The organism is Saprospira sp. CCB-QB6, from assembly GCF_028464065.1.
Lineage (GTDB): Bacteria > Bacteroidota > Bacteroidia > Chitinophagales > Saprospiraceae > Saprospira.
The window spans coordinates 1,653,632-1,674,522 of sequence record NZ_CP116808.1 but is presented as its reverse complement, the minus strand read 5'-3'; the positions used below and the strand labels follow the sequence as shown (position 1 = coordinate 1,674,522).

The following is a 20,891-nucleotide window of genomic DNA, read 5'->3' as shown; positions in this document are numbered from 1 at the left end:
AAATAGAAGCGCTTGCTTACCTTTGCCCAAACTTCAATATACCGCCATGTTAAAAACAATGATTAAGGCCTCTCAAATGGCCAACCTAACCGACGCCCGCTATTTTGCTGCTTGGGGCGTGGAATATATGGGCTTTTGTATCGACCCAAATGCCGCCGAATCTCTTTCTATTACGGAGTTTAAAGCGATGAAGGAGTGGCTGGTCGGCCCCAAAATTGTTGGGGAGTTTATGGGGCTCAATCAAGCCGAAGAACTCCTGCCCTGGATCGAAAAACTCGGCCTGCAAGCTATTCAACTCGGCCCCTTTTCTAGCCTGACCGCTGCCAAAGAATTGGCCCAACATACCCAAATTATTAAGGAGGATGTGCTAGAATCCCTAGATGACCTCCCCCAATTGGCTAGCACTTATGCCGAATGGCAACCCTATACGGCTTTCTTCCTGCTCGATCTAGAGCGCAATAATATGCACTGGAAGGACCTCAACCCCCAGCAAAAAGCCCAATTAGCCGAGCTGGCCCAAACTTATCCGCTCTGCCTGAGTCTCCCCTTTGAGGCCCCAGAGCTAGACGATATTCTGGCCCTCGGCATTAAAGGCCTCTCTCTCAAAGGAGGCGAAGAGGAAAAAGTCGGCTATAAATCCTTTGATGAATTAGACGATATTTATGAGGTCTTGATGGAAGATTAAAGCAAAATGGGAGTATAGCTCAGGGCTGTACTCCCATTTTTTGATGAATGCATTTTCACTCAAAATTAGTTTGCTGTTTTGGGGCGTTACTCCTTTCAGTCATCGAACTGGCGCCTCTTCGAGCCTGGTTGTCGCAGCTCACTATTTTTTGGGGCCTCCGCTGCGGCTTCGCCTTGCGGCGCTACGTTCCGCAGCTCGCTGTTCGCTCGGCCCTGCGCGGGCTTCGCCCGCTTGGTCTGGCCTACGGCCACTGCTGCACATCGCTAGGCCGTTTGGCCTTCGGCCATAGGGCCGCTTAGGCTTAGATCTCTGTCAAATAGATAGTCCAAAAGGATTAAGGGGTTTGATCTCTGTCAAATAGGATACTCCAAAAGGATTGCGCTATTCTGTAATTAAAAAGGGCCGAAGGCCCGCGGCTGAGGGGCTGTAGCAGGGCCGCCGAAGGCGGCAGACCAAGGTGGCGCAGCCGCCGCAGGGCCGAGCAGACCTGCGAGCTGCGCAATGGCCCGACCCGAGCGAAGCGAGTGGGCAGCCCCAAAACATCCTGAAATATAGCGTTCTCGTCTACTCCTTGGCGGGGATGGGCCAAAAAGTGGCCGACATGAGTCGCTATTGCGTTTTGTTTTGTACTTTGGCAGCTTTGCCCCCCAACCCCAGTTATTTAGTCTTCACTAATTTGCCCAAATGGGCCTGAAAATGAAAGCATTTATAGCCGTTTTAGCCTATCTGAAACCCTACCGTTTCCTAGGCGTTCTCAATGTGATTTTTAATGCCCTAACCGCCTTTTTTAGCATCTTTTCGCTAATGCTTTTGGGGCCCTTTCTCGATATTCTGTTTAAGGAGGAAATGCCTAGCCTGCCCGCCCAAGATCCTACGGCAAGTTGGAGCGATCAGTGGGTAATTTTCTTCAATCGGGAATTGATTATGTATATGCAGGAGCATGGGCGACCTGCGGCCCTTTTTTGGGTTTGTGGGATCATGATTGGGGCCTTCTTTTTTAAGAATGTGTTCCGCTATTTGGCCCTTTTTGTCATGGCTCCCGTACGGAACGGCATCGAAAGAGATTTGCGGCAGGCCGTTTTTGGCCAATTGATGAGTTTGCCGCTTTCTTACTTTTCGCAAGAGCGCAAAGGCGATTTGATGTCGAGACTCAGCTCGGATGTCAAAGAGCTACAATGGAGCGTGCTGCGTTCGGTAGAAACCTTGGTCCGTTCGCCCCTCACCTTAATTGGTTCGGTGGGCGTCATGCTCTATATTAGTCCAGAACTAACGGGTTTTTCTTTTGGGCTTTTCCTTTTTGTGGGCCTTATTATTGGCCAATTGGGTAAGGTTTTGCGGAAAAACTCGGCCAAGGCACAGGCCAGTCTGGGCCGCATCCTCTCTCAAATAGAAGAGAGCATTGGGGGATTAAGAGTGATCCAAGCCTTTGGGGCCGAGGGCTTTCAGCGGGAGCGTTTTGCCGAAGAAAATAGCTATTATCTGAATGTGAGCAATCGGATTCAGTGGCGCAAGGACCTCTCCTCGCCCTTGACAGAATTCTTGGGGATCTGCGTCATTGCGGCCCTTTTGCTCTATGGTGGACATCTCGTCTTTGATGGCGCCTTTGATGCCTCGACCTTTGTGATGTTCATCCTGATGTTTTACAATATCATTGATCCCGCTAAATCCTTTGCCACCGCCCTTTATGATGTGCAAAAGGGTCGAGCTGCGGCCGATCGCCTCAACCAAATCCTCAAAGCGCCCAGAGAAATTGATGAGCAGCCCAATGCCTCGCCCATCGATCAGCTCAAAGAAGCCATAGAGGTAAAGAACATTCAGTTTGGTTATGAAAAGGACCAAAAAGTATTGGATGGAGTGAGCTTTCGCTTAGAGAAAGGGAAAACCATCGCCTTGGTGGGCGTATCGGGTTCTGGAAAATCAACTATTGCCGATTTACTTCCCCGTTTCTATGAGCCGCAGGCTGGCGAAATCCTTTTGGATGGCGAGCCCCTTTCGGCATATCGCCTACAAGATTTGCGGGCCTTGTTTGGGATGGTTTCTCAGGATGCCATTCTCTTTAATGATACCATATATAACAACATCGTTTTTGGTTTGCCCAACGTAAGCAAAGAGCAAGTAGAAGCGGCGGCCAAAATTGCCTTTGCCCACGACTTCATTATGGAGCAAGAAGAGGGCTATCAAACCAATATTGGGGACCGAGGCATGAAGCTCAGTGGGGGGCAGCGGCAACGGCTGACCATTGCTAGAGCGGTACTGCGCAACCCTCAGGTTTTGATATTAGATGAGGCCAGTTCGGCCCTAGATGCCGAATCTGAACAGGCCGTACAAAAAGCCCTAGATGAGCTCATGCAAGAGCGCACCGCCTTGCTGATTGCGCACCGCCTTTCTACGGTGCAACAAGCCGATGAAATCTTAGTCATGCAAGAAGGAAAAATTGTAGAAAGAGGAACCCCCGCCTCCTTAGTGGCCCAAAATGGGGTTTATGCGAAGTTGGTGGCTTTGCAGCGCTTGTAACCCCCCATTTTTCATAGTTCTTAAATAAGTTCATTGAAAAATAGCCCCAAAAGTTGTAATATAGCAGCGTTCTTTGCGAGGGGCCTGACTAACAAGCTCCTTTACAACCTTATAATTACCATTTTAAGTTATGCAAGAAGATATAGATTTAGCCCTAGAAGCTGCCGAAGAAGGCATGCAAAACAGCATTGTCCACTTTCAGCGCGAACTCATTAAGATTCGCTCAGGAAAAGCTACCCCTCAAATGGTAGCCGACGTAAAAGTAGAGTATTACGGTATGCCCACCCCACTCAATCAAGTGGCTGGCATCAAAACAACAGATGCTCGTACCCTCGTCATTCAACCCTTTGAAAAGAAAATGGTCCCTGTTGTAGAGCAAGCCCTCTATGCCGCTAATTTGGGAATTACTCCTCAAAGCGATGGAGAGGTGGTCCGTATGGTAGTGCCACCCCTTACCGAAGAACGTCGTAAGCAATTGGTGAAGCAAGCTTCTGGCTTTGCTGAAGATGCCAAAGTGAGTATTCGCAACGCTCGCCGCGATGCCATCCAAGATGTGAAAGCCGCTGTTAAAGAAGGTTATCCCGAGGATGCAGGAAAGCGCAGCGAACAAACGGTACAAGAGCTAACCGATAAGTATAGCAAGCAGGTGGATGCCATCTTTGCTAAAAAAGAAGAAGAACTCATGACGGTTTAAACCCTCATAGATCTCCACAAAAAAAAGAGCAACTGGTTTTCAGTTGCTCTTTTTTTGTGACCAAAGTCGCTATTTGAATCTATAGGGGACAAAAAACTAAATCGCTTTTGTATCTTGATAGTCCATTTTAAAACTTATGAGTATGCCGAATACATTTACTTACTTGCTCAAGCGTCTTTGGGATGAGATTACCCGCTTGTTTAGCTTGCATCTGGATACCGATGAGGCCGGAACGACCGAGAATGTCAAAAAGAGCATTGAATTTAGAGGGGGAAACCTTTGGGCCCTCATTTTTGCCTGTTTGATCGCCTCGATTGGACTCAATACCAACTCTACGGCAGTAGTAATTGGGGCCATGCTTATCTCGCCCCTAATGGGACCGATTGTCGGGGTGGGCTTTTCCGTGGCTACCAATGATTTTGGTACGCTTAAATACTCTTTGCGCAACCTAGTCCTCATGATTGTTTTGAGCATTGGTGCAGCAGCCATCTACTTTTTGATGTCTCCGCTCAAAGAGCCAACGGCCGAGCTAATCGCCAGAACACAACCCTCGCTCTACGATGTACTCATTGCCGTTTTGGGTGGGGTGGTTGGTATTGTGGCCAGCTCTCGCCGCGATCGGGGAAATGCTATTCCAGGGGTGGCTATTGCTACCGCCCTCATGCCTCCACTTTGTACGGCGGGCTATGGCTTGGCTACTTTCCAACTGGAGTTCTTTATGGGCGCCTTTTATCTCTTCTTTATCAACTCAATTTTTATTGCTTTGACCACCATGATTGTCGTGCGCTCTTTGCAGTTTCCTCAAATTGAGTTCCTCGATAAGAAGCGGGAAAAGCAAATGAAATGGGCCATTTTGCTCATTGTTGTGGTGACCGTAGTGCCCAGTATCTTTACAGCCGTTCATGTGGTTAATGAGGCAATTTTTACTCGTCGCGCCAAGGACTTTGTTACCCAAAACCTGATGATGCTAGACAAAAGCGAGGTTTTGCAGTATAAGGCCACCTACGCCAGCGACTCTTCTGTCATTGAGGTGATTATGTTTGGCGAAGAACTCAGCCCCGAACGTATTGCAGAGTTTAGCCGAAAACTGAAAAACTACGAACTAGAGCATACCTTTCTCGATATCCATCAGTCTACCGAAAAGCGGCCCACCAATCTTCCACAACAAAACTTTGATGTAAGCAAATACGAGGAGATTTATCGCCGCAAAACGGAGGAAATTGAAAGCAGAGAGAGCCAAATCCGTGATCTGCAAGAACAGATTATTCGCCTTAAAGAGGCCCAAAACCCTATTCATAAAGCGAATTTGGACAAGATTTCTCGCAAAATTGCTGCGCTTTATCCAGACATTGAGGCCATCGGCTTGAGCGAGGTGGTCAAAAGTAGCCAACTCCAAGATTCTGTCATTACGGATACCTTGCCCACGGCTCTCATCCACTGGAAAAATAGCCGCCAAGCCGATAAATACACCCAAAATCTAAGCAAATATCTACAACTAGAATTGGGCTTAGATACTGTAGAGGTGGTAATTTATTAAAGATTTGGGGCCTCAGCAGCAAGCTGCTGCGCTATGTTGCGCAGCTCGCAGGTCTGCTCGGCCCTGCGGCCTGACGGCCTTGGTCTGCGGCTGCGCCGCACTGCTGCACATCGCTAGGCCCTTTTACTGTAGGTTGAAACCTACAGCAAGAGTGGTATTGCTTCGCAATGATATATGAATGAGGGGTAAAACCCTCATAAAATTAACTTCTCGGCCATTCTTGGATAGAAGTGACAGGACTTCTACTTGGCCTTTGTCTGCGGTGGACAGGCGGCGAAGCCGCCGCAGGCTGAGGGATGGATAGCAGTGGCCGCAGGCCAGACCAAAGCGCGAAGCGCTGCAGGGCCGAGCGATCAGCGAGCTGCGACACAGCCCGACCTGCCCGTAGGGCGGGGCAGCCCCAAAACAACAGCAGTCTGTAAAAACAAGGGCTTCTGATGCTTGCAGCATGGGAAATGTTTTCTATGCGCTGCTTTTTTGTTAATATTGAGCTCATCTATTGCCAAATTGGTTGTAGATGAGCTTTTTTATAGACAGGATTTAGTTGATATATGGCAAAAAAGAAAAAACAACAGCCGGCTAAAACGGCATCTCAGCAGCAGCAACAGCCGCAAGAGCAAGCGCAAATTTCGGCCAAAGCAGGTTTTTGGTTAAAGACCAATTGGCAAGTTTACCTTTTATTTATTGTCTCTTTTCTGCTCTATGCCAATACCTTGGGCCATCAATATGCAGTAGATGACAGTATTGTGATTCAGAAAAATCAGTTTACTCGTCTTGGCCTGAAGGGAATGCCAGGCATTTGGGGAGAAGATACCTTTGTGGGCTTTTTTGGTGGCAAACGCAATCTGGTAGCGGGGGGACGTTATCGCCCATTTACCCTAGCTACCTTTGCCCTAGAAATGCAGTTGTTTGGCAGCCCAGCCAAGGATGCGCAGGGCCAGTTGCTCAAAGACGAAAAAGGTCGACAACTCTATGATGGGAATCCAGGAATTAGCCATGCCATCAATGCCATTTTATACGGTTTGTTGGTGGTGGTCCTATTCCTTTGGATCATGGCCCTTTTTGATCCTCAGATGAAGGACAAAAAGCTGTTGCACTTTTTGGCTTTTGCCACGGCCCTTCTCTTTGCTGCTCATCCCTTACATACCGAAGCGGTGGCCAATATCAAGGGCCGAGATGAGATTATGGTCACTCTGGGCGCTATTTTGGCGGCCTATTGGAGCCTTAAAGCCATTGACCAGCCCAAAAAGCGCTTTGTATATGGAGGCGGAGCTATTTTAGCCTTTTTTGTGGCCCTCTTTTCTAAGGAAAGTGCCATCCCCTTTATTGTTTTGATTCCGCTTTCGTTCTACTTCTTCCGCAAGCAGATGAGCTTAGAGAAGGTCCTTATTTGGAGCTTACCCTTTTTAGCTGCTGCAGCCATCTTTTGGTTTGGCATGCGCAATCCCGCCATTGGTTGGGATGGCAAAACGGAGCCAGCGGTAGAACTAATGAATGATCCCTATCTCAAATTGGCGCCTGCTGCAGATGGCAAAACGCAGGTATATGTCCCCTTTAGCGATTCAGAACGCTATGGAACGGTCCTCTATACTTGGGGGGAATACATCCGTCTGTTAGTACTTCCGCATCCATTGACCAATGATTATTATCCCAAGCATATCCGTGGGGCCAAAAATGAAATTCCAACCCTAACTGATCCTTGGGTACTCTTGATCTTATTGTTCCATATTGGTTTAGCCGTTTGGGCCTTTATGGGCTTGCTCAAGCGGAAACCCTACGCCTTTGCGCTAATCTTCTATGCGGCTACTTTTTCGGTAGTCTCCAATTTATTCTTCCCCATTGGGACCAATATGGCTGAGCGCTTTATGTTTATGCCCTCTATTGGCTTTAGTTTATTGACGGCTCTAGGTCTTGTGGCCCTTTTGCCCGTTAATCAAGAAGGCGTTAAAAACTATTCGACGATACTATTTGGCTTATTGGGCTTGACGGCCCTGTATGCCTACAAAACCATTGATCGAAATCCCGCTTGGTATGATGATTATACCCTCTTCACAACAGATGTAGAGGTCTCGCCCAATAGCGCCAAGCTCAACAATGCTGTCTCTGGCGTGTTACAAGAGCGCATTAAAGACCCCAAATTGTCGGCGGCAGAAAAAATGCGCATCTTGCAAAAGGCGCAGGGACATGCAGCCAAGGCTATCGAGCTGCACCCTAGCTATACCAATGCTTGGCTATTGCAAGGTAATGCCTTCATTTATATGGGAGAATTAAAGGAACAACAGAATGCGGCTCAAGAAGCCCTGCAGCTCTTTGATCAGGCCATCGCCTGCTTTAATCAGGTAAAGGTTTATCGGCCCGAGCATCCAGATGTAAATAACAACATGACGGTCGCTCTTCGAGATAAGGCCAGAGTATTGGGCCAACGACTCAATAAATTGCAAGAGGCGATTACCGAATTGCAAAAGGCTTATACCCTCAGCAATGGCCAAGACTTTGAAACCCTCCGCCTAATGGGGATTGCCTATGGTATTGGTGGACAACCTCAGCTGGCCGCCCGCTATTTTGAGGAGGCCTTGGCCGTAATGCCTAACAATATTGCGATTCTCTACAACTTAGAAGCGGCTTATAACCAATTGGCCCAAAATGGGGGAGGAGCCGCTGCCCAGCAAAAGGCCCAAGAATATGGCCGCCGCTGGAAAGCCATCAATCCGAATTACGATCCTAGAAAAGCACAGTAATGAAAAATATTTTGGCCCAAAGGCCCCCTATACATCAGATTCGCCAGCTGCCTCTGCCCGCTCCCGAGCGGCAAGAACTGGCCAATGGCCTCATTTTGCACGAGCTGCAAATGGGCACCCAAGAGGTCCTCAAAATCGAATGGCTATTTCAGGCGGGCCGCTGGTTTGAACAACATAAGTTGCAGGCCCGAGCTACTGCCGCCCTACTCAAGGCCGGTGCTGGCCAACGCACAGCCGATGAGCTGGCCGATTTCTTTGATTTTTATGGGGCCAAGCTCAAGGTATCTGACGATTTTGATAGCTTGAGTATTCGCCTCTATTGCCTGTCTAAGCATTTGCCCAAATTGCTGCCAGCAATTATGGATCTACTCCTCGATCCACAGTTTGAACAAGAAGAGCTGGACCAATTTCAGCAGCTGAGCAAGCAGCGATTACGCATCCAACTTCAACGAAATGAGTTGCAAGCCTATCGCATCTTTACCGAAAAGCTTTTTGGCAGCGAACACCCCTATGGCTATAATAGCGAGGCAGAGGATTATGATACACTTGATCGAGATCGCCTCTTAGCCCATCATCGCCGCTGCTTTTTGGCCAATAATTGCCAAGTGATTGTTAGCGGAAAAACCGATGTGGCAACTATGGACTTGCTCAAAACGGAGCTGAGTCGCCTGCCTCAAGGGCCCCAGCCTCAAGGCTCTCGCTTAGTTTTGCCCGCTGCCGAAACAGGGGCCTTTCACTATCCCGCAATTAAGGCCGAAAGCCAACAGGCGTCTATCCGCATCGGCCGCCGCGCCCTTTCGCAAAAGTCGGCCGATTATGCGGCCTTCCATTTTACCAATACGCTTTTGGGCGGCTATTATGGCGCTCGCCTGATGCAAAACCTCCGTGAGGATAAGGGCTATACGTACAGCATCTACTCGGCCGAGGAGCTGATGCGACACGCTGGCTATTTCTATATCTATACGGATGTGGCCAAGGAGGTGAAAACCGCCGCTTTAACCGAAATTTATAAGGAAATAGATCGCTTGCAGGAGGAAGTCGTAGCCGAAGAGGAAATGCAGATGCTCAAAAATTACTCGCTAGGGATGTTCCTCAGCGCTACCGATGGCGTTTTTAATCTCTCTGCGGTCTGGAAAGAGCTGATTCTATCGGGCCTAGACGCCAGTTTCTACAACCAATTAGTAGAGGCTACCCTAGCTATGCCCGCCTCCGAAGTGATGCGCATCGCCCAAACTTATCTCCAAAAAGAACAACTTACAGAGGTAGTTTTTTATAGTTATTTTTTGGGCCTCCGCAGCAAGCTGCGGCGCTACGCTTCAGGGCTCGCAGGTCTGCTCGGCCCTGCGGCCTAACGGCCTTGGTCTGCGGCTTCGCCGCCCCCTTTCGCATCGCTAGGCCTGCGGCGGCTTCGCCGCCTGTAGGACCGTATAAATGGCAAAAGGCCCAATCCTTTAAAGGATTGGGCCTTTTTATGCAAAAAAGCCTTGAGTTTATTCTTCCTTATGGTAGTGGTCATCCCAATTTTTAACCTCAGGTTCTTTGAGTTCGCCCAAGCTAGCAGCTACAGAAGTGGCCACCATGGCATCTCCAGTAACATTGGCTACCGTTCTACACATATCGAGAGGGCGGTCAATAGCGAAGATAAGGGCAATACCTGCAGAGGGCACCCCAATAGATTCGAGTACTACGACCAGCATAAGCATACCCGCACCAGGCACGGCTGCAGAGCCAATAGAGGCTAGGGTAGCGGTCATTACAATGCTTAGTTGGGCGCCCAAAGTGAGCTCATAGCCGAGCACTTGGGCTATAAAGACGGCGGCAACGGCTTGGTACAAACTGGTTCCGTCCATATTGATGGTAGCGCCAACGGGCAAGACAAAACTACTAACCTCCTTACTCACGCCAATATGCTCCTCTACTCGCTCCATAGTAACAGGTAGGGTGGCGGCACTAGAACTGGTCGAGAAGGCGAGTAATTGAGCGGGAAGAATATTTTTGGTAAAAAAGCTAGGCGACTTTTTGGCAAAGAGCATCACCAGCAGCACATCAATAACAATAAGGCTAGCGAGGCCAAGGACCACCGTTAGGGCGTACCAAATCAGGGCATAGAAAATCTCGGCATCGGGGGCTTCGGCCACGAGAGAGGCCATCAGAGCCAAGACCCCATAGGGAGCGCCCAGCATAATGAGGTCAATAAGTTTGAGGACCACCTCATTGGCTCCATCAAAGAAAGCTTTGACGGGTTCGGCCTTTTTGGGATCAATCAAGATAATGCCGATGCCAAAGAAAATGACAAAGAAAATCGTTTGCAGCATCAAGCCATTATTGGAGAGGGCCACAAAAATATTGGAGGGGACCAGGTCGATCAGGGCTTGGAGAGGGCCTTTGCCTTTTTCGGCGGCGGCGGCCATAATCTTGCTATCGGCATCGCCTTTAAACTGGGCCAAGAGTCCGTCGCGGGTGGCTTCAGAAACGCCGCCGCCGGGCTCAATAATATTGACCATAATGAGGCCGATACTCACGGCAATAACTGTGGTACAAACATAAAAGAGAATCGTGCGTCCGCCCATGCGGGAGAGCTTAGAAATATCTTGGAGGTCGGCCACCCCTTTAATGAGTGAAGTGACAATAAGGGGGACCGCAATCATTTTGAGCAGGTTAATAAAAATGGTCCCAAAGGGTTTGATCCAGTTTTGGATAAAGATGGCTGCGGTATTCTCGCCATTTTCGAGTGTGGTCCCTAATTGTAGGGCGATCACTGCGAGAACGATCCCGGCTAACATGCCTAATAAAATTTGCCAGTGTAGGGCTAGTTTTTTCATGTAGATAATTTTTTTTGGGCAAAATTGCAGCTTGCAGCCAAAAAGGCCTGAGCATCCTTGTATCTTTTGAGTAATTTTGTCTTAATGATGGTGGAGAGACTTTGTTGTTGGCCGAGGGTTAATTGGCCTAGCGCTGTGGAGGGGTGGCCGTCAGGCCAGACCGAAGCGCGTAGCGCTGAAGGGCCGAGCGAATAGCGAGCCCCGCAACATAGCGCCGCAGCTTGCTGCGGAGGCCCCAAAAAATAAATAAAGTCTGTCGATAAATTAAATTCTTTTTTTCATGATGCGTCTTTTGCTACTTTTTTGCTGTTGGAGTTGGGGGCTAAATGCCCAGCTATTGCAAGATAAATTTGCATTAGCTTATCCAGAGCGTCCCTATTCGGTAGCGGCATTGAAAGAGGCGGGGGGGTATAATGATTTATCGGTTTGGTTATCTATAAATCAACTAGATAGTAGTTTATCTTTGGGGGCTTTGGGGCCAGAAGTTCAGGCGGCCTATCAGTTGGAGCGGCACATTCTTCGGGATGGGAAGCCGTATAAAAGTAGTTATTATTTGCCTACGGGGGATAAGGAGCGGCGGTTGGATTATTATTATCGGCAGGGGCAAATTTTGGCGATAGATGAGTTTGAGTTTGATTCTTTGCAGGAAGATCGCATAAAATATCTGCATACTTTTTTGTACAAAAAGGATTCTGTTCCTTTACAAAAAGTGACGGAATATAAGCAGGAGCAGCAGTTTAGGCAACTCTTTGTCTATGATTTTGATGAGCAGGGGCGTTTGTTGCGGCAGCGTGTGGAGGATGTGGGGAAGATGAGGGATCTCAATGAGATGCAGGCGGCTTGGCCCAACAAAAGTTTGTTGTTGTATAGTTATGAAGAGGATGCGCAGGTCGCCCGTCTTTATCATGATCAGCATCGTTTAATATATAGAGAGCGGGCCCAGCTCAATGAAGAGGGCCAAGTATTGACAAAAACTAGGAAAGACCGAATGAATCGACTAATTTGGGACGAAAATTACCAGTATAGTAGTCATCGGCTATATAAAAAAGAGCGCCATAGCTTTAATGCGGAGGGTGAGCGAAAATTGGCCGAACGAATTTTCTATGAGTATGAAGGGCCAGCAGGTCTTCTTTCTCGTAAAATAGTAGAAAAAGAGGGCTTGCAATACGTATATGATTTTCAATACTCCATTAGCGAATAGAACACAGTCCGTTCACAGTAAGAAAGACAGATGAGTACATCTTCCAACCATATTCCAAAAACTCAAGAAGAACTAGAAGCCGAATGGGAGCTGGTTCAGCAGGCGCAGCAGCAGCCCCGGGCATTTGGACCACTATATAGGCGATATCACGAGCCCATTTTCCGCTTCATTTATAAGCGGACGGGGGATGAAAGTTTGAGTGCAGACCTCTGCTCTCAGGTATTTCTAAAAGCCATGCAAAATTTGGGCAGTTATGAGTATAGAGGCTTACCTTTTGGGGCTTGGCTCTATCGATTGGCGAGCAATGAAATTGCGCAGTTTTTTAGAAAAAACCGTCGACATAGAGTGGTTCATATAGAAGAAGAACAATTGCAGCTTTTGCAAGATGAGATGGAAGTTGATGATAAAATTGGCTTAGAGTTTCGCTACAAACAGATGCAAGAAATTATCGAGCAGCTCAAGGCGGAGGAGGTCCAACTACTGGAGCTTCGCTTCTTCGAGTCGCGCCCATTCAAAGAAGTAGGAGACATCTTAGATATTACCGAAAATAATGCAAAGGTCAAGGTGTATCGGCTCTTACAGAAAATGAAAAAAATGCTCAAAAAGCTGGCTTAGGCCACTAACATAAACTAACCGTCATGAATAACAATTACAAAATTGAACGTGATTTACCTCCGCTCAGTAGCGAGAAAATTGCTCAGTACCAAGATTTTGATGCGCTGATGGGGCAATTTGAAGCACAGACCGAACAAACTGATAGGACTCAAAAAGAGCTGGAGCCCAAAGCAAAAACACCTGCCGCTATTCGCTATGGATTGGGAGCGGGTATGGCTGTTCTTTTGGCCATTTTGACTTGGTGGATGTTGCCCAAAACAACGGAAACTTCTGAAGAATTACTCAACTTTTTGCCCGCCTATGAAAATTATGAGGAGCAAGCACCACCCAAATTGCAGGCTGTAGATGGGGATTTGCCCAAAGATTTGCGCTGCCGATCTATTCAGGAACCTTTGGCTATTTATCAGGCAGAGCTTTTGCCTTTGGCCCAAAAAGAAGGCAATTTTGTTTGGCCCAAAGCCATCTGGCAGCTCCAAACTAATGCAGCGGATCTTCAGTTAGAGTGGCCCGAAAAAGGCAGTTTGCAACTCTTTAATTTTGATGCAGCAAGCAAAAGCTGGGAACCTATGGCTAGTCAGGAACCCGAAGCTGTTGCCGCTCAAATAGAGAAGAATTTCCCCTTGCCCAAAAAACCTTTGGCGCCCGAAAAGCTCAAGGATAATATGCAGGTCTTTAATGTAGACCTCAATGCAGCGGATTTTCCAACCTTGGCCCAATATAAGGAGCTGCTTTGGGTGGCCCCTAAATCTAAAATTAACGGAGATTGGTTTGATGTGAACTGGACCGATATTAGTATCCAAAAACAGGACGAATTGCACTACCAATTGGAACTCAAGAATAAGGACCAAAAGCTCCAATTAGCCGTACAGCCCTTGATCCCTTATACTCAAGCCAGCCAGGCTCGCTACCAAAAAGAGTTGGCCCAATATGAAAAGGCATTGGCCGAGCAAGAGGCTAAACGAGCCGAGGCCCTGAAGGCCGCAGAGTCAGCAGCTATCCAAGAATCTGGCAGCTGGGCCTATGGCCAAACTGCTCAATGGCAAAAGGTTTTGGCTAGTGATAAAACCTTGGATACTCAAAACGAAAATGGGGAGAAACTAGCGCTCAAAGAACTCATTATAGAAACTGAAGATGGTTTGGTTTACCGCAGTGCAGGCCAAAATCCATTGTTGCCCAAAGCTAAACTCAAAAACATCTGGGGCCTAGATGCCCAAAATCAACTCTGGCAACAACAAGCCAATGGCCAATTTAAGGCAATCGGCAAATTGAAATAAACGCTAATTTAAGCCTCTCTGCTTTTGTAGAGGGGCTTTTTTTGGGGCCCGCGGCCGCCCTGATTAGCGGGGCGGCCGCCGCTATGCTGCGGGGCTCGCTATTCGCTCGGCCCTGCGGGCTCCACTTCGTTTCGCCCTCGGTCTGCGGCTATGCCGCCCCCCTTCGCAGCGCTGGGCCAGACTGACTTTTGGTCCAAATAGCTAGGGCTTAGCCGCAGATCTTCAATTTGTAATTGAGGGAAAAAAAAATTACTTTTGTTGGGTATCCAAAAAGACGTTAATAAATGCCTTCGGGCAGTAATAATATGGGAAAAGTAATCGCCATCGCTAACCAAAAAGGAGGAGTGGGCAAAACCACTACGGCCATCAATTTGGCCGCCAGCCTAGCCATTTTAGAGCATAAGGTCCTTCTTATTGATGCAGACCCCCAAGCAAATGCCACCTCAGGGGTGGGCATTTCGCCAGATAGTATTGAGCAGAGCTTATATGACTGTCTGGTTAATGAACTGGACCCCAAAACGATTATCCAGTCGACCACAACACCTGATCTCGATCTATTGCCCGCTCATATCAATTTGGTGGGGGCCGAAATCGAGCTAATCAACCGTTGGCAAAGAGAATATATCATGAAGGGCCTAATTGCGCCCCTCAAAGAAGAATACGACTTTATTATTATTGATTGCTTGCCGTCTTTGGGCTTAGTAACCGTTAATGCTTTGACCGCCTCAGATTCTGTGGTGATTCCCGTGCAATGCGAGTACTTCGCTTTGGAAGGATTAGGCAAATTGATGAATACTATCCGTTTGGTCAAAAGCCAAATCAATAAGCAATTGGATATTGAAGGAATTTTGCTTTCTATGTACGATGCCCGCTTGCGTCTCGCCAAAGAGGTGGTGGAAGAAGCGCGCAAATACTTTGGCGAAAGAGTCTTTAAAACGGTCATCCACCGAAACTCTAGAATTGCCGAAGCCCCAGGTGAGGGCAAACCCGTGGCCATGTATGATGCTAGCTCTAAAGGAGCCATCAACTTCTTTAATTTGGCCCAGGAAATCTTGCAAAAGAATGGACAAAAAGGCAAAAAGAAAGAACTTAAAGAGCAATTGCGCAAGCAAGCAAATAAGGACTAAAGGCTTTGGGCCAACACAAGCGGCTGAGCCCTTAAGGGCTCAGCCGCTTTTTTGTCTAGCTCGTTTGGACTAGCGATGTGAAAGGGTGGCCGTTCGGCCAGACCTAGGCGGCTTTGCCGCCGCAGGGCCGAGCGAGTAGCGAGCCCTGTAACGTAGCGCCGCAGCTTGCTGCGGAGGCCCAAAAACAAAACAGGCTGTGACAAAAATTACGACTAAATAGAAGAATAAACAGCTTCTTCTTTCATCAAAATAATGAAATGGGCTTAAGAGGACATTTATCAAGAGGTCCAAAAGCAAGAAAACTCAGCTAAAAGCAAACTGCTTATCCTATTCAAAATTAGCTTTCAAGCGCAAGGACAGTTGTTTTTAAATGAGTTCACTGAACTCATTTGAAGATGACGTTCTTATAGCGCTTGAGTAAAAATTTTGAGTCATTTTAGGCATTTTTTGACAGGATAGCAGCGCTATCGTGGAGAAAAATAACGAGGAAGGGCGCAAAATTAGCTTTCAAGCGCAAGGACAGTTGTTTTTAAATGAGTTCACTGTATATTTGCCCAGATTTTTAAACCATAATTATCATTTCTAGGCTATGAATATTGCAATCGTAGGGACTGGCTATGTTGGGCTAGTAACAGGAACTTGTTTTGCCGAGACGGGCAATCACGTAATTTGTGTAGATATCAATGAAGAGAAAGTGCGGCAAATGCAGGCCGGACAGGTTCCCATTTATGAGCCCGAATTGGACCACCTTTTTGAGCGCAATGCACAGGCTGGCCGCCTTAAGTTTACAACCAATTTGGCCGATGCTATCAAAGATGCAGAAATTATCTTTTTGGCTTTGCCCACCCCTCCCGGTGGCGATGGCTCTGCTGACCTCTCTTATGTTATGGGCGTAGCTGCTGATTTGAGCAAAATCATCACTTCTTATAAGGTAATTGTTGATAAAAGTACGGTACCCGTAGGCACAGCTGAAAAAGTACATGCGATTTTGGCCGAAAACCTAGATGAATCACTTTTTGATGTGGTCTCTAATCCAGAGTTTTTGCGAGAAGGCGTAGCCGTAGAAGATTTTATGAAGCCCGATCGGGTGGTTATTGGAACCAATTCGGACCGTGCTCGCGGATTGATGAAGCAGCTATATATGCCCTTTGTTCGCCAAGGTAACCCCATTTATTTTATGGATGAGCGCTCGGCTGAAATGACCAAATATGCAGCTAACTCTTATTTGGCTACCCGTATTTCTTTCATGAATGAAATTGCTAACCTCTGCGAGCGTGTAGGTGCCAATGTAGATGCAGTACGCAAAGGAATGGGCTCAGATAACCGCATTGGTAAGCGCTTCCTATTTCCGGGTATCGGTTATGGCGGAAGCTGTTTCCCTAAAGATGTAAAGGCTTTAGCCAAAACGGCAGAAGAGTATGATTTTGACTTTAAAATTCTAAAGTCAGTTATGCAGGTAAACCAAAGACAGAAAAACCGCCTAGTCGAAAAGTTAGAGAACTATTATGGCGATGAAATCAAGGGCAAAACGATTGGACTTTGGGGCTTGTCTTTTAAGCCGAATACCGACGATATCCGCGAGGCACCCGCACTTTTGATTATTGAACAATTGCTAGAGCTAGGCGCAAAAGTACAGGCTTTTGATCCCGAAGCGATGAGCCATATTCAGCAAATCTTTGGCGATAAAATTACACTTTGCGAAAATAAATATGAGGCCCTAGAAGGTGCTGATGCTTTGGCTATTTTGACCGAATGGAACGAGTTCCGCACACCCGATTTTGCTAAAATTGCTAGCCTGCTCAATAACAATGTCATCTTTGATGGCCGCAACGTTTACTCGCTAGAGCAAATGCGCGAACAACCTTTTTATTACGAAAGCATTGGCCGTGCTACCGTTCACCCTAAAGCCTAATAAACTATGAAACGCGTATTGATTACTGGAGCCGCAGGTTTTCTGGGCTCTCACCTTTGCGATCGCTTTATTGCTGAAGGCATGCACGTGATCGGCATGGATAACCTCATTACAGGCGATATCCGCAATATCGAACACCTTTTCCCCCTAGAACGCTTCGAGTTTCATCATCATGATGTCTCTAAGTTTGTACATGTGGCCGGAGAACTCGATTATATCTTGCATTTTGCCTCTCCCGCTAGCCCTATTGACTACCTCAAAATTCCGATCCAAACCCTCAAAGTAGGCTCTTTGGGTACGCATAATCTTTTGGGCTTGGCGAGAGCCAAAAATGCTCGCATTTTGGTCGCTTCTACCTCAGAGGTTTATGGCGACCCCCTTGTTCACCCCCAAACAGAAGATTATTGGGGGAATGTGAACCCCATCGGCCCCCGTGGTGTCTATGATGAGGCCAAACGCTTCCAAGAAGCCATTACTATGGCTTATCATACCTACCACCAACTGGAAACTCGCATCGTACGGATCTTTAATACTTATGGTCCCCGTATGCGCGTAGACGATGGCCGAGCACTTCCCGCTTTCTTCTCTCAAGCGATGCTGGACCAAGAAATTACGGTCTTTGGTAAAGGACAGCAAACCCGCTCTTTTTGCTATGTAGATGATTTGGTAGAAGGCATTTTCCGCCTGCTCATGAGCAATTATGCTATGCCCGTAAATATTGGTAATCCCGACGAAATATCGATTCTCGATTTTGCCAAAGAGGTGGTCCAAATGGTAGGCAAAGGAAGCATCGGCTACCACCCACTCCCCAAAGACGATCCCCAACAACGCCAACCCAATATTAGCCTAGCTAAAGAAATCTTAGACTGGGAACCCAAGGTGAGCCGCGCCGAAGGGATGGCCAAAACCTATGAATACTTCAAAAAAGTACTCCTCTAATGAAGAATCAAAAAACTTTGCTCATTACAGGTGGCGCCGGTTTTATCGGCTGCCATCTGGTGGAGCTGCTCGTGAATAAATATCCGAACTATCAAATTATCAACCTAGATGCCCTAACTTATGCTGGCAATCTAGAAAATCTCAAATCGGTAGAACAAGCCCCAAATTATAGCTTTGTCAAAGGCAATATTTTGGACCAAAACCTGCTCGACCAACTTTTTGAGCAATACCAATTTGATGGCGTTATTCACCTGGCCGCAGAATCTCATGTGGATCGCTCTATCGAGAATCCACTCGCTTTTGTGGAAACCAATGTGATGGGGACCCTCCAACTCCTGCAAGCCGCCCGTAAGGCTTGGGCCAATAACATGGCCGATAAGCTGTTTTATCACGTCTCTACCGATGAGGTTTATGGCACCCTAGGCGAAACGGGCCTCTTTACGGAGGAAACCGCCTACGATCCCCGCTCGCCTTATTCGGCCTCTAAAGCAAGCTCCGACCATTTTGTGCGCGCCTACCACCATACCTACGGCCTGCCTGTGGTCATCTCCAATTGCTCCAATAATTATGGCCCCAATCAGTTTCCCGAAAAACTGATCCCGCTCTGTATCAATAACATCAAAAAGCAGAAAACTTTGCCCATTTATGGCGACGGGAAGTATACCCGCGACTGGCTTTGGGTGAAGGATCATGCCGCCGCTATTGATAAAATTTTCCACCAAGGAAAATTAGGCGAAACCTATAATATTGGAGGCCACAATGAATGGAAAAATATCGACCTGGTCCGTCTGCTCTGCAAAATTATGGACAAACAACTGGGCCGAGAAGCCGGCAGCGCCGAACAACTCATTAGCTTCATCAAGGACCGCCCCGGCCACGATCGCCGCTATGCCATCGACGCCAGTAAATTGCAAAATGAACTGGATTTTGGCCCCTCTCTCCAATTTGAAGAGGGCCTAGAAAAAACCGTCAAATGGTATCTCGATAATGAAGATTGGCTAGAGCATATTGTCTCTGGTAGCTACCGCGATTACTACGAAAAACAATATCAATAGATTATGCAAAGCCTCCTTTTTGGGGGCTTTCTGCTTTTTAGGGGCCTTACTCCCTTTGTTGTCGTTTTGGGGCCTCCGCTGCGGCTTCGCCTTGCGGCGCTACGTTACAGGGCTCGCTATTCGCTCGGCCCTTCAGCGCTTGCAGCGCTTCGGTCTGGCCTGACGGCCACCCTTTCACATCGCTAGGCCTGCGGGCCTTCGGCCCTGCAAAATCCAATTGGACCAATTATTTTCTTTCCCCACTAATCTTATTCTCATGCAACTTTATGGCTTATTGGGCAAATCCCTCCAACATAGCTTTTCCCCCAATTACTTTAATCAGAAATTTGTAAAAGCCGGCCTCAGCGCCGAATATAAGGCGTTTCCCCTGGACCAAATTGAGGCCCTGCCCGAGCTTTTGGCCCAATACCCTCAACTGCAGGGACTCAATGTAACGATTCCCTATAAACAGGCGGTGATTCCTTATCTCTCGGTTTTAGCGCCTACGGCCGTGGCCGTGGGGGCCGTCAATTGTATTCAGTTTTTGCCCAATGGCCAGCTCATGGGGCATAATACTGATGTGATGGGCTTTCGCTTAGGTTTGCAAGAGCTACTAGGAGAGGGGCCCGCCCTACAAGCCCTAGTTTTGGGCCATGGCGGAGCTGCCCGAGCGGTGGCCCACGCCCTAGAATTAGAAGCGATTCCGCATAAGGTGGTTTCCAGAACCCCCGAACGCTGGCAACTGAGCTACAGAGACCTGAGTGCCGAACTCCTACAAGATTATCAATTGATTGTGAATACAACGCCCCTGGGCATGTACCCCAAAATAGATCAGGCCCCAGCTTTACCCTATGAAGCCCTTGGTCCCAATCATTATTTGTACGACCTCATTTACAATCCAGCCCAAACGCTATTTTTGCAAAAAGGGGCCGAACAAGGCGCCAAAACATTAAATGGCTTGCCTATGCTCATTGGACAAGCCGAAAAATCTTGGGAAATCTGGAATAGAGATGTGGTATCCTAAATATACGCCCCGCTTTTGGCAGCGCTTTTTTTCGACTATGCGCACGCATTATCCAGCTTCTTCTACTGGGCCTTGCCTCTACCTTACTTTCGATGATGGGCCCACAACAGAACACAGCCGCTGGATTTTGGACCAACTCGCTAGCTATCAAGCGAAAGCTAGCTTTTTTTGCTTAGGCAAAAATGTAGCGGCCTTGCCCGCTTTGGCCCAAGCCACCCTAGCCGAAGGGCATTGTTTGGCTATGCACGGCTATGCCCACCTCAATGGCTGGAAAAGCAGTACTGTCGATTATCTAGCCGATTTGGAAAAGGCCGAGCAGTTTATCCAATCCCGTTATTTTCGGCCAGCTTACGGCCGCATTCGGCCTAGCCAAGCCAAGGCCATTCGGGCCAAAGGCTATGAAATCATTGCTTGGGAAATTATTCCTGGCGATTTTGATGCCCAAAGAAGCCCCCAACAATCTATGCAGCTGCTCAAAAAAAAGGCCCAAGATGGAAGCATTATCGTCTTGCATGATAGCCTGAAGGCGGGCGCTCATCTTCGAGTTTTGTTGCCAGAGCTCTTGGCATATTTTAGCGCAAAGGGGTATTCTTTTAAGGCCTTGCCTTAAAAGAAAAAAGGAGCAAAACCGAAGTTTTGCTCCTTTATTTGCGTTTTGCAGGGCCGAAGGCCCGCAGGCCTAGCGATGTGAAAGGGGTGGCCGTAGGTCAGACCGAGCCAGCAGAGCTGGCGAAGGGCCGAGCGAAAAGCGAGCCGCGACACAGCCCGACCCGCC

The 20,891-nt window shown here is 47.8% G+C and carries 16 protein-coding genes; 15 read left to right on the top strand and 1 reads right to left on the bottom strand.

The window, feature by feature from the left end; all coding sequences use genetic code 11:
- Nucleotides 1-46: 46 nt before the first annotated feature.
- The 6 genes from PPO43_RS06450 to PPO43_RS06425 all read left to right on the top strand — a co-directional run bounded on the left by PPO43_RS06450 (nucleotide 47) and on the right by PPO43_RS06425 (nucleotide 9,520).
- Nucleotides 47-685 carry an N-(5'-phosphoribosyl)anthranilate isomerase gene (locus PPO43_RS06450; RefSeq protein WP_272620991.1) on the top strand — a complete coding sequence of 213 codons (639 nt, stop codon included), beginning with the start codon at nucleotides 47-49 and terminating at the stop codon, nucleotides 683-685.
- A gap of 696 nt (nucleotides 686-1,381) precedes the next feature.
- On the top strand, nucleotides 1,382-3,199 hold the full coding sequence (locus tag PPO43_RS06445) for an ABC transporter ATP-binding protein (RefSeq protein ID WP_272620990.1): 1,818 nt from the start codon (nucleotides 1,382-1,384) through the stop codon (nucleotides 3,197-3,199).
- Between the two features lie 130 nt (nucleotides 3,200-3,329).
- The gene (gene frr / locus PPO43_RS06440) at nucleotides 3,330-3,893 is read left to right on the top strand and encodes a ribosome recycling factor (RefSeq protein ID WP_272620989.1); all 564 of its coding nucleotides are present in this window, start codon (nucleotides 3,330-3,332) and stop codon (nucleotides 3,891-3,893) included.
- Nucleotides 3,894-4,035: 142 nt separating this feature from the next.
- Nucleotides 4,036-5,430 (top strand): DUF389 domain-containing protein, encoded by a 1,395-nt coding sequence (locus tag PPO43_RS06435; protein WP_272620988.1) that lies wholly within the window; start codon nucleotides 4,036-4,038, stop codon nucleotides 5,428-5,430.
- 551 nt (nucleotides 5,431-5,981) lie between these two features.
- Nucleotides 5,982-8,168: a tetratricopeptide repeat protein gene (locus PPO43_RS06430; protein WP_272620987.1), complete on the top strand. Its 2,187-nt coding sequence runs from the start codon at nucleotides 5,982-5,984 to the stop codon at nucleotides 8,166-8,168.
- A complete protein-coding gene (locus PPO43_RS06425; protein ID WP_272620986.1) occupies nucleotides 8,168-9,520 on the top strand; it encodes a M16 family metallopeptidase in 1,353 nt (450 codons plus the stop codon). Before PPO43_RS06430 ends, PPO43_RS06425 begins: the two co-directional genes overlap by 1 nt.
- 138 nt (nucleotides 9,521-9,658) lie before the next feature.
- Here PPO43_RS06425 and PPO43_RS06420 read toward each other — a convergent pair whose 3' ends face one another.
- Nucleotides 9,659-10,990 (bottom strand): dicarboxylate/amino acid:cation symporter, encoded by a 1,332-nt coding sequence (locus PPO43_RS06420; protein WP_272620985.1) that lies wholly within the window; start codon nucleotides 10,988-10,990, stop codon nucleotides 9,659-9,661.
- A 280-nt stretch (nucleotides 10,991-11,270) separates the two neighbouring features.
- Between PPO43_RS06420 and PPO43_RS06415 the strand changes: the two genes are divergently transcribed.
- The 9 genes from PPO43_RS06415 (at nucleotide 11,271) to PPO43_RS06375 (ending at nucleotide 20,726) form a co-directional block, all read left to right on the top strand.
- On the top strand, nucleotides 11,271-12,191 hold the full coding sequence (locus PPO43_RS06415; protein ID WP_272620984.1) for a hypothetical protein: 921 nt from the start codon (nucleotides 11,271-11,273) through the stop codon (nucleotides 12,189-12,191).
- Nucleotides 12,192-12,221: 30 nt separating this feature from the next.
- The gene (locus tag PPO43_RS06410; protein WP_272620983.1) at nucleotides 12,222-12,806 is read left to right on the top strand and encodes an RNA polymerase sigma factor; all 585 of its coding nucleotides are present in this window, start codon (nucleotides 12,222-12,224) and stop codon (nucleotides 12,804-12,806) included.
- A gap of 23 nt (nucleotides 12,807-12,829) precedes the next feature.
- Nucleotides 12,830-14,080 (top strand): hypothetical protein, encoded by a 1,251-nt coding sequence (locus tag PPO43_RS06405; protein ID WP_272620982.1) that lies wholly within the window; start codon nucleotides 12,830-12,832, stop codon nucleotides 14,078-14,080.
- A gap of 305 nt (nucleotides 14,081-14,385) precedes the next feature.
- Entirely contained in the window at nucleotides 14,386-15,207 is an 822-nt protein-coding gene (locus tag PPO43_RS06400) for a ParA family protein (protein ID WP_272620981.1), read from the top strand.
- A gap of 589 nt (nucleotides 15,208-15,796) precedes the next feature.
- On the top strand, nucleotides 15,797-17,119 hold the full coding sequence (locus PPO43_RS06395; RefSeq protein ID WP_272620980.1) for a UDP-glucose dehydrogenase family protein: 1,323 nt from the start codon (nucleotides 15,797-15,799) through the stop codon (nucleotides 17,117-17,119).
- A 6-nt stretch (nucleotides 17,120-17,125) separates the two neighbouring features.
- Nucleotides 17,126-18,058 (top strand): UDP-glucuronic acid decarboxylase family protein, encoded by a 933-nt coding sequence (locus PPO43_RS06390; protein ID WP_272620979.1) that lies wholly within the window; start codon nucleotides 17,126-17,128, stop codon nucleotides 18,056-18,058.
- Complete coding sequence (gene rfbB / locus PPO43_RS06385) at nucleotides 18,058-19,113, top strand: dTDP-glucose 4,6-dehydratase (RefSeq protein ID WP_272620978.1); 1,056 nt, start codon at nucleotides 18,058-18,060, stop codon at nucleotides 19,111-19,113. Before PPO43_RS06390 ends, rfbB begins: the two co-directional genes overlap by 1 nt.
- A gap of 256 nt (nucleotides 19,114-19,369) precedes the next feature.
- Complete coding sequence (locus tag PPO43_RS06380) at nucleotides 19,370-20,116, top strand: shikimate dehydrogenase family protein (RefSeq protein ID WP_442985443.1); 747 nt, start codon at nucleotides 19,370-19,372, stop codon at nucleotides 20,114-20,116.
- Nucleotides 20,103-20,726 (top strand): polysaccharide deacetylase family protein, encoded by a 624-nt coding sequence (locus PPO43_RS06375; RefSeq protein ID WP_272620976.1) that lies wholly within the window; start codon nucleotides 20,103-20,105, stop codon nucleotides 20,724-20,726. Before PPO43_RS06380 ends, PPO43_RS06375 begins: the two co-directional genes overlap by 14 nt.
- Nucleotides 20,727-20,891: the final 165 nt, after the last annotated feature.

What these genes read in the sequence shown, in the direction of transcription:
- PPO43_RS06450 (WP_272620991.1), top strand. Translation starts at nt 47, where the DNA reads ATGTTAAAAACAATGATTAAGGCCTCTCAAATGGCCAACCTAACCGAC.
- PPO43_RS06445 (WP_272620990.1), top strand. Translation starts at nt 1,382, where the DNA reads ATGAAAGCATTTATAGCCGTTTTAGCCTATCTGAAACCCTACCGTTTC.
- frr (WP_272620989.1), top strand. Translation starts at nt 3,330, where the DNA reads ATGCAAGAAGATATAGATTTAGCCCTAGAAGCTGCCGAAGAAGGCATG.
- PPO43_RS06435 (WP_272620988.1), top strand. Translation starts at nt 4,036, where the DNA reads ATGCCGAATACATTTACTTACTTGCTCAAGCGTCTTTGGGATGAGATT.
- PPO43_RS06430 (WP_272620987.1), top strand. Translation starts at nt 5,982, where the DNA reads ATGGCAAAAAAGAAAAAACAACAGCCGGCTAAAACGGCATCTCAGCAG.
- PPO43_RS06425 (WP_272620986.1), top strand. Translation starts at nt 8,168, where the DNA reads ATGAAAAATATTTTGGCCCAAAGGCCCCCTATACATCAGATTCGCCAG.
- PPO43_RS06420 (WP_272620985.1), bottom strand. Translation starts at nt 10,990, where the DNA reads ATGAAAAAACTAGCCCTACACTGGCAAATTTTATTAGGCATGTTAGCC.
- PPO43_RS06415 (WP_272620984.1), top strand. Translation starts at nt 11,271, where the DNA reads ATGATGCGTCTTTTGCTACTTTTTTGCTGTTGGAGTTGGGGGCTAAAT.
- PPO43_RS06410 (WP_272620983.1), top strand. Translation starts at nt 12,222, where the DNA reads ATGAGTACATCTTCCAACCATATTCCAAAAACTCAAGAAGAACTAGAA.
- PPO43_RS06405 (WP_272620982.1), top strand. Translation starts at nt 12,830, where the DNA reads ATGAATAACAATTACAAAATTGAACGTGATTTACCTCCGCTCAGTAGC.
- PPO43_RS06400 (WP_272620981.1), top strand. Translation starts at nt 14,386, where the DNA reads ATGGGAAAAGTAATCGCCATCGCTAACCAAAAAGGAGGAGTGGGCAAA.
- PPO43_RS06395 (WP_272620980.1), top strand. Translation starts at nt 15,797, where the DNA reads ATGAATATTGCAATCGTAGGGACTGGCTATGTTGGGCTAGTAACAGGA.
- PPO43_RS06390 (WP_272620979.1), top strand. Translation starts at nt 17,126, where the DNA reads ATGAAACGCGTATTGATTACTGGAGCCGCAGGTTTTCTGGGCTCTCAC.
- rfbB (WP_272620978.1), top strand. Translation starts at nt 18,058, where the DNA reads ATGAAGAATCAAAAAACTTTGCTCATTACAGGTGGCGCCGGTTTTATC.
- PPO43_RS06380 (WP_442985443.1), top strand. Translation starts at nt 19,370, where the DNA reads ATGCAACTTTATGGCTTATTGGGCAAATCCCTCCAACATAGCTTTTCC.
- PPO43_RS06375 (WP_272620976.1), top strand. Translation starts at nt 20,103, where the DNA reads ATGTGGTATCCTAAATATACGCCCCGCTTTTGGCAGCGCTTTTTTTCG.